This is a genomic window from Domibacillus indicus (assembly GCF_000970685.1).
In the GTDB taxonomy this organism is placed as follows: domain Bacteria; phylum Bacillota; class Bacilli; order Bacillales; family Domibacillaceae; genus Domibacillus; species Domibacillus indicus.
Genome location: NZ_LAJB01000030.1, coordinates 1 through 14,883, shown reverse-complemented (window position 1 = coordinate 14,883; position 14,883 = coordinate 1). Strand labels below are relative to the sequence as shown.

14 protein-coding genes are annotated in these 14,883 nt (G+C 41.7%); 4 read left to right on the top strand and 10 right to left on the bottom strand.

Annotated features, from left to right (window positions below; genetic code table 11):
• Nucleotides 1-11: 11 nt before the first annotated feature.
• From VP98_RS17900 to VP98_RS17860, 9 genes are all read right to left on the bottom strand, one after another.
• Nucleotides 12-1,148 (bottom strand): ATP-binding protein, encoded by a 1,137-nt coding sequence (locus tag VP98_RS17900; protein ID WP_231584214.1) that lies wholly within the window; start codon nt 1,146-1,148, stop codon nt 12-14.
• Between the two features lie 784 nt (nt 1,149-1,932).
• Nucleotides 1,933-3,549, bottom strand: coding sequence for an ATP-binding protein (locus tag VP98_RS17895; RefSeq protein ID WP_052712288.1), 1,617 nt, complete (start codon nt 3,547-3,549; stop codon nt 1,933-1,935).
• A 23-nt stretch (nt 3,550-3,572) separates the two neighbouring features.
• Complete coding sequence (locus tag VP98_RS17890; protein WP_046176723.1) at nt 3,573-4,031, bottom strand: TcpE family conjugal transfer membrane protein; 459 nt, start codon at nt 4,029-4,031, stop codon at nt 3,573-3,575.
• Nucleotides 4,032-4,070: 39 nt separating this feature from the next.
• Nucleotides 4,071-4,292, bottom strand: coding sequence for a TcpD family membrane protein (locus VP98_RS17885; RefSeq protein ID WP_046176722.1), 222 nt, complete (start codon nt 4,290-4,292; stop codon nt 4,071-4,073).
• Nucleotides 4,289-5,293 (bottom strand): conjugal transfer protein, encoded by a 1,005-nt coding sequence (locus tag VP98_RS17880; RefSeq protein WP_046176721.1) that lies wholly within the window; start codon nt 5,291-5,293, stop codon nt 4,289-4,291. Before VP98_RS17880 ends, VP98_RS17885 begins: the two co-directional genes overlap by 4 nt.
• Before the next feature lie 16 nt (nt 5,294-5,309).
• A complete protein-coding gene (locus VP98_RS17875) occupies nt 5,310-5,531 on the bottom strand; it encodes a hypothetical protein (protein WP_046176720.1) in 222 nt (73 codons plus the stop codon).
• Nucleotides 5,532-5,672: 141 nt separating this feature from the next.
• Nucleotides 5,673-6,050, bottom strand: a complete 378-nt coding sequence (locus VP98_RS17870; RefSeq protein ID WP_046176719.1) for a hypothetical protein — start codon at nt 6,048-6,050, stop codon at nt 5,673-5,675.
• A 4-nt stretch (nt 6,051-6,054) separates the two neighbouring features.
• A complete protein-coding gene (locus tag VP98_RS17865) occupies nt 6,055-7,113 on the bottom strand; it encodes a ParM/StbA family protein (protein ID WP_156151423.1) in 1,059 nt (352 codons plus the stop codon).
• Nucleotides 7,114-7,289: 176 nt separating this feature from the next.
• Nucleotides 7,290-8,174: a transcription termination/antitermination NusG family protein gene (locus VP98_RS17860; RefSeq protein WP_046176717.1), complete on the bottom strand. Its 885-nt coding sequence runs from the start codon at nt 8,172-8,174 to the stop codon at nt 7,290-7,292.
• Between the two features lie 211 nt (nt 8,175-8,385).
• Here VP98_RS17860 and VP98_RS17855 point away from each other — a divergent pair, with 211 nt between their 5' ends.
• On the top strand, nt 8,386-8,745 hold the full coding sequence (locus tag VP98_RS17855) for a helix-turn-helix domain-containing protein (protein ID WP_046176716.1): 360 nt from the start codon (nt 8,386-8,388) through the stop codon (nt 8,743-8,745).
• A 69-nt stretch (nt 8,746-8,814) separates the two neighbouring features.
• Nucleotides 8,815-9,072, top strand: a complete 258-nt coding sequence (locus tag VP98_RS17850; protein ID WP_052712287.1) for a hypothetical protein — start codon at nt 8,815-8,817, stop codon at nt 9,070-9,072.
• Nucleotides 9,073-11,426: 2,354 nt separating this feature from the next.
• Here VP98_RS17850 and VP98_RS17845 read toward each other — a convergent pair.
• Nucleotides 11,427-12,428 carry a helix-turn-helix domain-containing protein gene (locus VP98_RS17845; RefSeq protein WP_046176715.1) on the bottom strand — a complete coding sequence of 334 codons (1,002 nt, stop codon included), beginning with the start codon at nt 12,426-12,428 and terminating at the stop codon, nt 11,427-11,429.
• A gap of 1,096 nt (nt 12,429-13,524) precedes the next feature.
• Between VP98_RS17845 and VP98_RS17840 the strand changes: the two genes are divergently transcribed.
• Nucleotides 13,525-14,337 carry an AAA family ATPase gene (locus tag VP98_RS17840; protein WP_046176714.1) on the top strand — a complete coding sequence of 271 codons (813 nt, stop codon included), beginning with the start codon at nt 13,525-13,527 and terminating at the stop codon, nt 14,335-14,337.
• Nucleotides 14,330-14,854 carry a hypothetical protein gene (locus VP98_RS17835; RefSeq protein ID WP_046176713.1) on the top strand — a complete coding sequence of 175 codons (525 nt, stop codon included), beginning with the start codon at nt 14,330-14,332 and terminating at the stop codon, nt 14,852-14,854. The genes VP98_RS17840 and VP98_RS17835 overlap by 8 nt, the downstream gene beginning before the upstream one ends.
• The last annotated feature ends 29 nt before the right edge of the window (nt 14,855-14,883 follow it).

Below are 14,883 nucleotides of genomic sequence, written 5' to 3'. Positions count from 1 at the left end.
AACACCTCCGCTTACATTAGTACCCTTTCTTTTTCACGCCTACGCTCTTCTTCTGTAGAAGTGGAAGAATCAAAGGCATCGAGAAGGTCTTTAAACACCGGATTAATTTTAACCACTGCGGAGCGGCCGTAAATATCCTGAAACAGCGCCTCGCCCCGGTTGAGCCCTTTCAACGTTTCAATGTTTGCTTGTGTCTGTGGCAGGTTTAAGTAATCCAGCATTTCTGCTGCTTCACTCGTCTTTTTCATTCCGAAGCTGAATTTCATGCCGATGTTAGCGACATCTTCCCCGTAGTCGGACGCATTCTGCGACCCTTTGATAAGGGTCGTGTTGTAATAGCGTCCCTGGCGGATAATAAAATTCATTAATTCAGCGCCCACCGCACTCCGGTCTACACTTCTTGCTTCATCCTGGAGAATAATTTTATGCCGGGACCGGTCCTGGCTGAACATGTACTGCTTGGTGAAGGCCGTCAGCGAAATCATAATTGCTTCCGAAATTTTATGTGCTGGACGCGGCTGCTTTGTATGGGCATCCGGCAGTGTTAAATTCTGCACCATCATGACCTGAAGCGGCTTGTCCACTGCCAGCGCTCTGTAATCCTGGCCAACTTCTCCAAACAGAAGACGGGCCAGCTGGTTGCGCCGCAGTGTTTCCAACGTGCCTTTCAGCCGTTCAACTGACTCATGCCGGCTCTTCGACATATTTTCCGGCCGCTTCTTATACAGTTCCTGAAGATAGGAAATGACAGCACCAATGCATGGGTCGTTCATGTGTGAAACTTCTTCCACCGCTTCACTTAAAATGGTGTACTGGTCATCTTGAATATGAATGCCTGCCAGATATGAAAGAATATCCATGCAGACATCTTTTGCTTCCTCGATATTGGTACTGGTACGGAAAGGGTCGAGACACCCAGCATCCTTCTGGCTGCGGCCAAGTGTCCACAGCGAAAGATGCTCTTTCGGAATAAACGGCAGCCCTTCTTCCCAACTTTTCCTATATAGTGATAGGTAAGCCTTTGAGGTTATCTCCGGCTTTTCCCCCACTTCACACCGTACGCGCCCGTTTCCGGGCATGCGGCGTTCCATCGATTCCAATTGAATAGAACTTGTTACCGTTAAGACTGCTCGAATATAAATTGTCATACACTTTTTGTGTCATAATATTCGCTATGTCTTAGCTCGGTTTTCTTTAACATGGGCTGTAACCTCATTAGTGATCTGGAGTATTACATCTCTTAGTCTTACCCGGAACCATGTCAACCAATAGTAACATTCAATCTTCAATCGACTAGTGGCTATCCCTCCACGTTCATTACACGTTTCATCGGTACTGTGCCACCACTTTCACTGCCGTTAAGCCAAGTTATATCGACAACTAATCTCATTGTGACTTTCCTTGGCAACACTTCAAAGGGAACAAGCCCTCCATGCCGGCAGCTTACCACGTTCCGTCATTCTTATCTGCACATACACTTTTAGGTTTCCCCTATGAGCCTGCTACCTTGATAACGCCTGTAACGATATATGGGCTTTCATAAAGGAGAGTTTTACTCACCCACAGTAGCGACACGTATTTGTGTCAGAGAACCTTTCGATTCCCTTCCGATATAGACCCGTACCATCAGGGATTCGTCTGCGCTTACTAGCGATCGCCTCTAGTCCATCGCGCATCCTAACCTTGAGTGTTTTATAGACCTCCGGTCTATCAGTTACACCACCCACCGCTGGACAGCTTTCGTATTAGAGATTCTAATTTACGGTAACCTTCAACCGACTTCACCGAGCTTCATACAGTTCAGTACTTGTTGACATTCCTGCATGTCGGAGGATTAAGGGAAGCCCTTCCAGACGTTACTCCTTCGTTTGACTTCTCAGAATGACAGTTCACTGCTGAACTGTTGAGTTCAACAGTGCCTAAGCTTTTCACTTAGGAACGTGTCGCACCTCCCTTGGGATCTAAAATCAGTGCCTGTGAACCGCTCAACACGGATAAATACGTAAACAGGTTCATAAAAACCGATTTCCCTTTGCCGGTCATGCCCGCTACCAGAACAGAAATCGAATCCACGACATTATGAACCCCTTCAAATGCTTTGGCAGCGAGGTCTGGCTTGATGAACACCGGCCGTTTAAACTGCTTTGTATAACCGATAAAAAGCCCCCGGTTGTCGCCAATATTGGTCGTAGCACCAAACAAAGCCCCGGCTAAGACGCCCGGGGCTGCTTCAATTTTATAGTCTGTATGATACTGCTTGGATCCCGGAATGGTTTCCATCGCCAGTGCAATCTGTTCCCCGTAAGGAGCAAGTACACTGATCCCATATCGTGAAAGCTCATTCCGCAGGCTGTCTGCTCGGGACTTTAGTGTTTTTTGGTCTTTTGCATTGACTCTGAACACAAAAGAGCAGCTGTAGGCGGGCTGGCCGCTTCTTTTAAAATAATTTTCCATCTGGATGGCACCCTGTTCTGAAGTTGAAACACTTAAGTCTACACCTGTGCCTCCTTTGACCGCTTCCTGCCGCTGATCCTCAAATTCAAGCCGGGCGTTGCTCAGCTTTTTCCGAACCTGTGTGTTATGCTGATGGTAAGCCCGGATGGAAACACCCACGGGAAATGGCATTTTCGCTTGAATTTTATACAGCCATTCAAAACCTGGGTGATGATTCACCTCATCCATTGAGTCACATACAAGATACTGCACATACATTTCTTCCACATCATTTTCAATGATCTTTTTCATCAGAAGCATTTTCGGCCCTACTTCTTCCACACTTGCACTCTGCAGATCCAAGAAAGCTTGTTCATCCGGACGCACCGCTTTGTGTATGTCTCCGTTCTCTTCCACCCCTTCTACATATTCGCCCGGCGTAGAATCAGGCCGGTGTTTCACGTCATGATTTGAATTGGTAACCGCAAATACTTTTTCAGCCAGGTATACAGCTTCTTTTGCGCTGATCGGTTTAACTGCGGAAGAAAAACCGCTCGAAACGGTTGTAATTAAAGTCTCCGCCTGTTCTTTCCAGGCATCGATCTCTTCCTGCAAAATGTCATACGGCTCTAACCCCATCGCCCGGTACACCGGTGATTTAAACCCAATCAAAAATTTCTGCAGGGCATCCAGTGCGTTCGTGCCGGCATTTCCTTCTTTGTACTTGTTCTTTTCCGGATTCAGCTGCACACCCAGGTAATGATAGTACTCACTCGTTTCGTTAATTTGGCGCTGCTTTATTAATACATCTTTCAGCTGCTCCATAAAAGCCACGCCGCTTTCTTTCAGCGGATAGCTCAGATGCTGCATCTCCTGAATCGTCTCGTCTAAAACCGCTCCTGTGTCTGTAGGGGAAGGAGAAACCACAAAATGAAGGTCATGGCCGTTGTTGGCCAGAAAAGACAGCTGCTGCTGAAATGGTATCATTTTTTCTTCCGTTTCTCTAAAGTCATAGCCGAATCCTTCAACCCGGTAGTACGCCCACACTGTGCCATCCCGTCCAAACAGCAGATTTCCTTCAATGTGCTTAATCGGAAACTCCATCATGCTTTTCATCAAGTACCGCACTCCTTTGCCGCTTATTTGTATGTGGTATAACCTTTAAAAGCGTACATGCTAGGTGTAAACCTATGTTTTTTCTTTCTCGGTTCTTTGTACGTACAGACCACGTCCACTGCAAATGTTTTCGGTTTTCTCATTTTCCTTCCCTTAAAGTACGTCACCCGCTCCAGTCTCCGGCAATGGAAGCCGATAAAGGAGCGAAAATAGGAAACAGGGGACCGGTTCTCAGTTCCGATGTCAGACAGCAGCCAGGCGAGCGTTACCGGAACAGCAAAGAGAATGCCGGCTGGTATCCAGTGCAAAAGCACACCCAGTCCCGGAGTGAAATACCACAGCAGCTCCACTGCCCCAAAAAAGAAGAAATAAAAAACGGATTTTAAGCGTATTGGCCTTCCCAGCTGAAGGCCAAAAAGCTGGTAGATTTTCCGGTCGAACTTTAAAAAGTTATTGATCACATACAAGGGTACCCGGTTCATTTTATCGCCTTCTTTACTCGTTTCTTCTATATAATATATTTAAGCTCCTATATTGAGCTGTCCGCTAAGCCATTCTGATAAGTTCAGCAGTACCTCCGGGTTCACCACAAAAATGCCGATAAACGCAAGGCCGATCAGGCTCCCGATCATGGTCAGCCATGCCCGTTTATACGCAGCTGCCAAGAGCACAATAAACAGCACAAACAGCAAAATGTACTGAACCTGCTCGGAAAACCACTGGAAAATTCCTTCTAAACTCATTGCTCATCCCCCTCACTTTCATTCATGGCAGACACGACAAAACGCCCGCCCTCTTTTTTGACAGCCAGCTCATAGTCCGTATGAAACTGCATGTCTGATTCCGGGTCCTGCATGATCACTTCACTTTGCACACTGTATTCGCCTTTCTTTTTCCCTTCATAGATATCTGCAGATGCAACTTTTACAAATGTCATCGACTTATTTAAACCGGCAATGCGGGTTCCGTCTTCTAAAATATAAGCAAGCTTGTCAGTTGAGTCTTCTGTGTAGCTTTTAAAAAACGTATCGAGGAATCGGCGTACAGCAGATGTTTCCGGTGAGGAAGAAGCTTTTTGCAGCCCTGTTTCTTCCGCTTTTACCGTCGTCTGCTCTTTCATATAAGTGAATTTCGGCAGTTCATAGACTCCATATGAATGCCCGTCATAAGCTACAGGAACCACAAAATACTTTGATACATTTTTCGTTTCGGGCTCATCCTCATCCTTTGTTTCACGTGAAAACTCTGCACTTACATAAAAAGTGATCAGCGACTTGTTACTGCCTCTTTCTTTTACCTGTTTAACTGCAGAGCTTTTGTAAACTGAATTCCATGTTACTTTTTCCATATTCAAGCCTGCCTGCGGGTCCAGTCCTTCAGCGAGGAACGCTTTTAGCTTTTCCTGACGCTTTTTCTTTTCTTCCTCACTGTTTCCCCAATTGAAATAGTGGGTGGTAAAGCTTTTGGCAAACTGGACGGCTTCTGGTTTTACAGCGGGATTTTCTACAGCTTCCACCGTTGTGGCTTTAGGCGTGTACGGTTTTTCGGTCTTTGAGAAAAGCGTTACAGCGACGGTTAAAAACATAAAGCTGAACAGTACCCAAAAAGCAGCGGCTCCTGCTCTTCTCGCCATATAGCCTTTAGGCCGGCTCTGTTTTTCTTTTTTCCGGACCGCCTGCGGCGGACTGAGCATTTTCTTCAGCATATCAACACGCCTGGATATTCTTTTTACACTGCTTGTCATGTATAAACACACTCCTTTAATACTTCCTGCTTGTTCCAGCCAGGAAACAGATGGCGATAATCAGCAGTATGGTTCCCGTTGCACCAAACTTTCCCAAAGAGGTTTCATACAAAGAGGCAGCCTGTGCCTTGCTTTCATTCCACAATGGCTGCGCACCTGGGAATTCCTCCAGCATTACGCTTCCAATGGCGAAAATCAAAAACATCATTAACAAGGCTCCCAGCAGAATCTTCAGCATATAGGTCCATCCTTTCTTCCGTTAGAATTACAGATTTTGAATGAGCATCACCACCTTTAAGAAAAAACACAAAAAACACGCTGCTGAGCGTGTTGTATCCTGCGCTTTTCTTAGACATTTCTCCTGCACGATTTTTCTTTTCTAGTCGATTATGCCAAAGGACGTCATCATGGCTGCTGCACTATCGTTTAATGCTTTTTCAGTCAGCCGCTTTTCATTTTCTTTCCTTGGCACAGGATCCTTCTTCTGTGTAAAAGTTATTTGTTCCTTTGCCAGCTGGTTAAGGAGCTCCTGATGATGATTCTCTGCCATTTCCCTCATTGCCTGCAGTTCTTTCCAGACGGCTTCATGCTTATCTGATTCTTGCTTTTCTTCCGCAATGGTCCGGCAGGCAAACAGTAGCATCCGGCGGATGGCTTCACTTCTTTTGGAATCTGCAAGCCCTTCAAGCAGTTCATACAGCTCATCATCGCCTGCTTTCAGCCGAAAGCTGTACCGTTTCTTCCACTTCTGTTCCATCTGATCACATCATGTTCCGGGTGGATTGTTGGCTAAACAATGCTTTTCCCAAACGCAAATAACCAATTGCATTCGCAAATTGGCTTTCATTAATCGTAATTAATCTGTGGTCAAATGATGGCTGAAGATAAGATTCAAACAAATCGCCGCCCCCGCCTGCAAGAAAAATTCCTTCATATAAGTCTGACTCTTCTGCCCAGACCCCTTTTAGGCGGTCTGCAATATTTGCGGAAATGGACTGCTTGCTTTTTTCGATTACATTGGCAAAATCAATCCGCTTCCCTTTATAGCTGAGCTCATTATCTTTCAATATCCGGTCAATAAAGAATTCATTTATATCAGCACCGCCTGTCTGGGCTTTAAAAGCCTGACGAATGTCACGGTGAAGGTTGATCACTCCTTCATCCGCTGTTCCTGACAAACGAGCAATCGGCGCAAAAGAACCGCCGGACTGCATTTCCACTACCACAAAGTCAGTCGTCCTGAACCCGACATCAATTAAGGCTACCACAGCACCCTCTCTCATCAGGTGCGGATACCCAAAGCTTCCTTCATGATTGATCAGCGCAGAGAAAACGGCTGAAGCCCCCTGCGGAAACACAAGTGCCTGCTCAATATGGACGGCTCTGCTTACATGGCTGAAGGGTCCTGTTTTCCATTCCAGTTTCGGCTGTATCCCGGTAATCGACTGTTGAAATTCTTTTGCCTGGGCGTGATAAAAATCCAGTGGCAGCCCCGTAGCCAGCTGCACGTTTTTAGTCGACTTATCCGTCACCGCCTGAATAGCTGCATTGAGCAGAACATGTGTGTAAACATGGGTGAATCGCTCCCTCTCAAAAATTCTTGAAGCGGATCGGGATTCTTTGGCCAGCTCACCAATAAAATAATCCTCCCCCTGATAGACAACCTGCATGTTAGAGAGTGTTAGGTTTTTCTGGCCGAACAAATCTGTAAGAGCCCGCTCATAGCCTTTGCCTACGAGAGAAGGAAAAAGCACTCTTTTCCCGGATGAAGAAATGGCTTTGACGAACCCATAACCTAGGTCTACAGCTACCTTTTCCATCGAATCACTCATTTCCTTTATTTTTTTTACAAAAAGGCATGGCTGCGCCATCCCGTCCAGAGATCAAAAGATTCTTTCCAGGCTTGTTCCTTTATGGAGTTTTGTTACCTGAACCACTAAACATGGTATTTTTATTTGAATCTGCCAGCTCTCTTCCTAGAGAAAGGCACAAAAGTCTACCCGCTCCTCTCCAGCCTGATAACTCCTGGGACCGGCAGATGGATTGACAGTTTTCCTGTAAGAAAAGCGCAGGTGAAGCCTTTTCTTTTTTGTAAATACGTAAACAACGGAAAAGGCATTTGGAGTGTCTTTTTCTTCTCATGCAGAAACAGATGGCACGCTTGGATCCATTTTTGGATGGGCAGCTTCTCACCCGGCCATTCGGGATCGTTCTCTTGCCCATCATTTTGTGCCTGTTTGAAATTCACAATCTCTTTCTCACAGTCCAAATCCTCCTGGATAATTTCAGGTTCTTCCACTTGCGGCAGATTTGCCTCTTCTTGAATGACATTCATTTCTATGCTTGGTGTAAGGTCTATTGTGTCAAAAAAATGTTCCACTTCTTCTTTCGGGATTGAATAAGGACTGACAATGCCGCATACTTTTGGCACTCTCTTCACCAACTGCCAAAGCTCTTTCGGAAGCTCGCAGAAATTTTCTTTCAGCTCCAGCAGAATATAGCCCTTCATGACCGAGTAAATTCTCTTTGAAAGCTGCAGATCTTTCAGGTTTTTTGACTGCCGGCTGATTTCTTTCTGGTAACACAGCCGAAGACTTTCCATTTCTTCACTGCTGTCTGATGAGATTTCAGCATGTGCTGCACGCAGTGCACTGAGATTATCTTTAATGCGCTTTCTCTCAAGATACTGGGCGACATCACATTCGTCTAAATATTCCGAAACTTCATCGCATAAAGAATCATCTTTTAGTACATGGGTAAAAGACTCCAGCGCATAAATAGCCTTTACTCCTACACTACTCATAGCTTCCAAAACAGACTTCAGCATTTCCTTTGCTTCAATTTCCTGTCCATTTTTTACCTGTACTGCAAAGAAAGACATCTGCCACACTCCCCCTTTGTTTTTAAAACAAGAATGTATAGAATGCCATTGACTGGGGTGTTAGTAGATTACTTGTTTTCCTTTTTATGTAACACATTATATTTCCACATTTTGTGGAAGTCAATGTGTTTTTTCAAAAATAGGAAAATTTCCTCTTTTTGTGGCAATTTGGTATACTTTTCTTAATACTGTAGGGGCAGGGTGATGACATATGTCGAGTCTAGGCGAAAAATTATATCAATGCAGGATCAGAAAGGGGCTGTCGCAAACTCAAGTCGCAAACTTATTAAATATTTCTACCTCCAGCATGTCGGGATACGAGAAAAACATAAGAAAACCGACCAATGAAAAGCTCGCTCTTTTTGCAGAATTGTATGAAGCGCCGATTGCATGGCTGCTTGGCATCCAAGAAAGCAGTCACTACAGCACAAGCGACCAGGAACTGCACTCATTTATCAGGGATCCTGAACTGGAAAGATGGTACCGGGAACTTCCCGAATCCAATGAAGAAGATTTGCGAAAACTAAAAAAGATGTGGGAAACGATTAAAAATGAAGATACAAGTGTTTAACATTCTTCGGCAGGTCAAGATTTAGGAAAACTAACATGCTAGCAAAAATTTAGTCGAATGGAGGATTCTATGAATAATCATCAGCTAGAAGAGTATATTGACCGGCTGTATTCTTTAGCATCTATTCGGACTTCTGAAAAGATTAACATGTTTGCCATTGCCCAAAAATTCGATATTCGTCTGTACTTGTGGGATGAATCCAGTGAGTCCAGCCGTTATAAAGGAGTTTATCGGATCTTTTTAGATAGGCGCCTTGAATCATGTAAGCAATGGAGCGAATTTGCACATCAGTTGTGTTGTGTTTTAAAAAAGAAGGGGATCCATTAAAGGCTTCTCCGGTGTTCAGTATTGAATCTACCCGCTTTCCTTTTCATTTTCGGGTCTTGGCTTTCATGCTCGAAAGCTACTGCTTTCTACTGATAAATGTAAGGCAGCCGCCTATGTCTCCGAGATATTTAATGTAATACAGTGTTAGCGGAAAAAAAGAGAAACCAATGGATGTAATGAGGCTCACAAAATATTCTTAAACAGATCATCTTTTAAGAACTTCTGCTTAGTCAAAGCGAGGTTCTTTTTGTTATTTGCTAAGCAGTGTAATCTGCAGACAGTGACACAGTTTAAATTCAACTAACTTATCAGCAGACCTAGTTTATAAAGATATAAGAGGGTTATGTTAAAACCTTTATCTAAATTATATTCAAACTTGCAGATGTATTTATACTCGTATTTGTATCTCCATCTGAATACAATTCTGAACTTGTCTGTAATCCTGATTTAAATTTTCTAATGAGGATTAATCACCAAAGCCTTTGTCCCCCCTTTTAAAAAAGTGAGAAAGCTTTGTATTTCCTTTCAGGTATGGCTTAATGATTTTGAGTAAATTCCTGTCCAAAATCACTAACAAAAAGTATACCTAACAAAAAGTATACTTTTGATTAGATACACTTTTTGTTAGGTATACATTTGATTAGGTATACCTGTGAAGAGGAAGGGGACGAATATGAGTGAGGGACTTTCAGGACATTACTATCCATCTGGTCAATTTAAGTAATTTATGCAAATTCGTAAAGCCTGAATGGTGTAACCGTTTATGTACTATTAGCAAGTGAGGGGTTATTTCATGAGAAAAATGCCTACGGGTTGTAACGGTAGTGGAAAGCGAAACACCCTATGATGGAGCTTAGCCGGCTGCACGATAAAAATTACAGCATCGCTCATCATCATTAATTTTTTGCTTTTTATTTAAAGTGACTTTTTAAAATAGTTGGTAAAAAGAAGAATTGCCTCTTGTGTTTAAAGTGCAATTGTATTCTAAAGTGAACCAATTTGTATTCGCCATTATTAATATTGTATGTTTAACGAAAGAATTTGTATTCACAGCAACTACATCTTATGCTTTGCGGTATTCACTTATGTCTTCTTTAAGAATCCTTGCTGCTTTTTCGTGAGCAGGAAGGATGGTTGGAAGTGTTACCTTTTTATCGTATTACCGACTAGAAGACTCCTTTAGATTACTTTGCAATTAATGAGAAAGGTTCCCTTCTTATGGCTTGTTCTAGACAGTTTTTGTTACCTTCTCTCTTTTCGTATACTGATACATACATATGATGACAATTTGAAATTTTATGTATACCAAAAGATACAAACAAATACAACTTCAGAGATGCCTAACCAAAATCACTCTTCAACTATTTGGTATAGAGAAGGCTGGATATTAAACAATAAAGGAGAGTTTGTATAGAAATTACTATCAAAAGTGTACCTAATCAAAAGTATACTTTTGATTAGGTACACTTTTGATTAGGTACACACGTGCGTAGGTATACTTTTGCTGACTGTCGCTTAATACTTTATCATTCAGAGATAAGAAATTATCCTACATTTTTTTAGCCAATCCTGAATGCTCCATTGTCACAAATAAATCGAACAGCTGAGGGATGCTCACTGCCATTTCCACCCTTTAGAAATGTCCCTGCGATTAAGCGTAAGTTTGGTTGCTTTGTCCCATAGGAGATTCCCGACTTAAGGTCACTTAGTGCAAATTGTTTTACAGTTTGTTTTTTTCTAAATGAAAAGGCAAGAATGTCTAGAGAAGAGTTGCAATTAAAAAGGGAAAAAACAATAAAGTCAATGACAGCTAAAGACCTGCCTATATTTAAATAAAAGTATTGATGTACAGCCATAGAGCTAGCGGACAGACTTTTCGCATATTGCTTGGTTCTTGTCCCTTTTAGCTAATTTCAGAATGAGATGATACTCAAAGTGATAATAATGAGCCGAGTAATATTTATTCTAAAAAGACCTTCAGCAAACAGGACCGTACTAGCCAGTCCAGTAAAAGCTATTTTACTCTTGCTTAAATACTGTAACCTGTACTGAGCAAAATTATTTTTGACCCAAACACCGAAAAAGTGAAAGAGCTTCTAATATCAATAACGTACACGGCATCAAATATCAGGTTGAAAATCTAAAAGTATGAATTATTCAGGGCCTCTGTCTCTTTGCTGGCCTTACTCCCGAAGAATACAGATTAGGAGCAGACTTATATCCAGAGCGTAATAACTTGTGCCCGTCTTATGCAGTTCGTTGGATCATCCGGCTTAGCTCCAAAAGCTCCTGTCTCGACACGGCGATTTACTGTAATACTGTAAGAAGAATATGGATTCTTTTGTTTCTTAACATCAATACGGTAAATAAGCTTTTTCCTGGATAGACAGTGCTTGTTCATCCCTTTGCATCAATCGCTGAATTTCCTCACGCCAGCTGCTATTTTCGTTAGCTGGAGATATGTTTTGGTCCCGTTTCATATCCTCCTCCAGCCAGTTATAAAGAATTGGATGCGTCTCAAATGTTTCTTCAGCTTTTTGCTGGCTGAACTTGTTCTTTAAGATGCCATAAAAGTAGCCGGAGAAATCTTTTTTAATTAAGCGGTTCTTATAAGCAAAAACCGCTTGTTTAAAGCTTTCAACAGCTTTCTTCTGGTAAAACTCTACCGGATTCTTGAGGCTGGACTGCTTGTAGCTGATCACTACACGTCCCCATAAGTGATAAACCTCTTCGGCGGTTCTGAAGAATGGTTTTACAGCAGAAATAAATTCTTGCGGAATATTTTCCGGGATATATGTTTCATCCAGACCGTTTTTCTTACGTAAGATTTTTAAAAGATTTTTAGAAATGGATAAATTCTTGGTAGAAACTTTTTTCTGCTCTTCACCCTTACTCTCACAAGGGATTTCGGAATTTTTGGCTTGGCATTCAGCTTGGCATTTAACAAGTTCAAACGCGCTGTTCCAGATATGAAAATACGGATGATCCATAAAAATATGTATGGCGGATCCTAGGCCGTTCTGCGTTGTAGAATGGCGGTGTACAGTTAGAATAACACCAGCATCGCGAAGCTGTTTGAAAATATTTCTGACCGTTCTTGGAGCAAGGCCAAACCGATCTGAAAAGTAATCTTCTTTTGCAAAGCAGTACCCTTTTTCTGCAGAAAACCAGCAAACCATTTCAATAACCTGGCGGGTTTTATCTTTTAAGTTGTAATAAGTGTCTCCGTACGCAGTTATCACTTTTGATAAAAGATTCAGCTTTTGTTTTTGCTGCTGGCTGCGGTTTTGCGTGTAAGGCTCATAGCTGTATAAAAATTGAAACTCCTGGATTGATAGTTTTCTATTTTTCCCCATACTGGTTCATCTCCTTTCAGAAAAGATAAAAGGCGTATCTATCGCTATACGATAAACACGCCTTTATTTTTCCTGTGAGGATCCATAAATGGTTCGCTTCACCACCGAGAAGGCATAGCTCTTCTCGGTTAATGAAAACACAAAGTTTTCAGGTGAAAGCAAGTGTTTATCGTGGCCTATTTACGATGAATGGCTGATGAAGTGCTGCAAGTACTCATCAACACGCTTTTGCCTTTTTATGTTGAAATACGTTTATTTAGATGTGGATTTTTTAGTTGTTGTTTTTATTGCCCCCTACACTACACCACCTTTAATTCTTTGTAAATCCCTCTAGAATGCGTTTTCAGAGGTAATAAAATAGCACATGTAGAAATTTCTACTTGTGCGAGAAAGTCAGTGATTTCTGCATGAGTAGAAAAGTAGAAATTTCTACTTGTGCGAGAAAGTCAGTGATTTCTGCATGAGTAGAAAAGTAGAAATTTCTACTTGTGCGAGAAAGTCAGTGATTTCTGCATGAGTAGAAAAGTAGAAATTTCTACCTGTGCGAGAAAGTCAGTGATTTCTGTATAAGTAGAAAAGTAGAAATTTCTACCTGTGCGAGAATATGAAGTAAAAAGGAATTTTCGGAATACTTGATATAAAAGGATTTAATGGCAATGCAAAATAAACACAAGTAGAAATTTCTACCTGTGCGAGAAAGTCGGTGGTTCTTGCACAAGTAGAAAAGTAGAAATTTCTACCTGTGCGAGAAAGTCAGTGATTTCTGCACAAGTAGAAAAGTAGAAATTTCTACCTGTGCGAGAAAGTCAGTGATTTCTGCACAAGTAGAAAAGTAGAAATTTCTACCTGTGCGGGAAATCCGACGATTTTTGCACAAGTAGAAAAGTAGAAATTTCTACTTGTGCGAGGGAGAAGGATTAAAAAGTGTGAAATATTACATTTATGTTACAAATTATTTAGCCGCGAAAATGCCAAATTTGGACATTATTTTTAAAAAGGTGCTTCTCGCAAATTTCTACCTGTGATAAGATAAAAATAAGTAGAAATATGTTAGGTATACTTTTGCAAGCAGCACTTATTGAGAGGAGAAGGTTAGATGACAGCAAAAACGATAGTAGTAGGTAACTTTAAAGGCGGAGTTGGGAAAACGAAAGTGGCAGTAATGGCTTCTTGGGAATTATCGAGAGAACTGAATAAAAAAGTTCTTCTTATTGATATGGACCCGCAAGCAAATGCGACAACTCTTATTGCTAGATCAGCAGGAATTACAGAAATCAAGTCTTCTATTTTTGAAGGGTTTGAAAAGGGAGATCTGGCTTCTACGGTTATGCATGTAAATGACAATCTGGATCTTATTCCGGCCACTGTTTCATTTAAAAACCTTCCAAAATTTTTATACAGCAAATTTCAAGAAGATCTTGACCAGGTTTCTTATTTAAATCGGTTATTGGAGCCGTTAAAAGAAAACTATGATTATATCTTAATTGATGTACCACCTACCATCAGTGATTACTCTGATAATGCGATGATGGCTGCCGACTATGTCTTAATTATTCTGCAGGCACAGGAGCTTTCACTGGAAGGTGCAGAAACCTACATTTCCTACCTTCAATTTATGATAGATGAGTACGAGGCTTATATCCAAGTAGCAGGGGTACTTCCAGTTTTATTACGTCCAGGTGGGCGGGTAGACCATGCGACTGTAGAAAGAGCCAAAGAAATGTTTGGTGATGATAACGTATTCGAAAATTACGTGAAGCATTTAGAACGTCTAAAAGCCTGGGATATCACAGGAATTACATATAAAGATCACCATGACAATCGCGCGCATCAAGTTTTCGTTGATGTTGTTCAGGAAATGCTCGACAAAATAGAAAAGATTGAAGGCGGTGAAGAAGCCGGTGAGTGAGAAAAACATAAAAGGACAGTTACTGAGAGTTCCTAAAAAGGATAATTTAAGAGCGCAGCCTGTTAAGTTTAACGACAAAGATCCTTTTAAGTATAATGCAAAAAGTTCAGTATCTACTAATCAAGTAAAGAATAGGGAAGAATCAGCGAAAAAAGAAGAGCCAAAAGCGGAGAAGGCAGAAAAGAAGCCGGAAATAAAAACAACTAGTATCCATTCTATAAAAGAAGAAACGGTTGTACCGCAGAAGAAAAACCATGACAGGGTGCCTGTGTCGGTAGAACCTCCAAAAGAGACAAAAAAACGTAAAGCAGTGGTTGGGAAAAATAACTCGACTAAAACGATTAAAGTTCCTTCTTTGCTTCATACGCAGATCAATATGCTTGGGAAGTTTATGGATGAGAATAAAACATATGCTATCTTGAATGAGCTGGTTGATAATTATGTAGAAAACAGGTTGACCGAACGGCAACAAAAACAGTTTTACTTTATGAGCGAGTTTGTTCAAGAAGATAAATAACTTAGTAAGCAAAAGTGTACCTACACAAA

Bases quoted from the DNA above. Each gene is read 5' to 3' on its own strand.
- VP98_RS17900 (WP_231584214.1), bottom strand. From the start codon at position 1,148: ATGACAATTTATATTCGAGCAGTCTTAACGGTAACAAGTTCTATTCAA.
- VP98_RS17895 (WP_052712288.1), bottom strand. From the start codon at position 3,549: ATGAAAAGCATGATGGAGTTTCCGATTAAGCACATTGAAGGAAATCTG.
- VP98_RS17890 (WP_046176723.1), bottom strand. From the start codon at position 4,031: ATGAACCGGGTACCCTTGTATGTGATCAATAACTTTTTAAAGTTCGAC.
- VP98_RS17885 (WP_046176722.1), bottom strand. From the start codon at position 4,292: ATGAGTTTAGAAGGAATTTTCCAGTGGTTTTCCGAGCAGGTTCAGTAC.
- VP98_RS17880 (WP_046176721.1), bottom strand. From the start codon at position 5,293: ATGACAAGCAGTGTAAAAAGAATATCCAGGCGTGTTGATATGCTGAAG.
- VP98_RS17875 (WP_046176720.1), bottom strand. From the start codon at position 5,531: ATGCTGAAGATTCTGCTGGGAGCCTTGTTAATGATGTTTTTGATTTTC.
- VP98_RS17870 (WP_046176719.1), bottom strand. From the start codon at position 6,050: ATGGAACAGAAGTGGAAGAAACGGTACAGCTTTCGGCTGAAAGCAGGC.
- VP98_RS17865 (WP_156151423.1), bottom strand. From the start codon at position 7,113: ATGGAAAAGGTAGCTGTAGACCTAGGTTATGGGTTCGTCAAAGCCATT.
- VP98_RS17860 (WP_046176717.1), bottom strand. From the start codon at position 8,174: ATGTCTTTCTTTGCAGTACAGGTAAAAAATGGACAGGAAATTGAAGCA.
- VP98_RS17855 (WP_046176716.1), top strand. From the start codon at position 8,386: ATGTCGAGTCTAGGCGAAAAATTATATCAATGCAGGATCAGAAAGGGG.
- VP98_RS17850 (WP_052712287.1), top strand. From the start codon at position 8,815: ATGAATAATCATCAGCTAGAAGAGTATATTGACCGGCTGTATTCTTTA.
- VP98_RS17845 (WP_046176715.1), bottom strand. From the start codon at position 12,428: ATGGGGAAAAATAGAAAACTATCAATCCAGGAGTTTCAATTTTTATAC.
- VP98_RS17840 (WP_046176714.1), top strand. From the start codon at position 13,525: ATGACAGCAAAAACGATAGTAGTAGGTAACTTTAAAGGCGGAGTTGGG.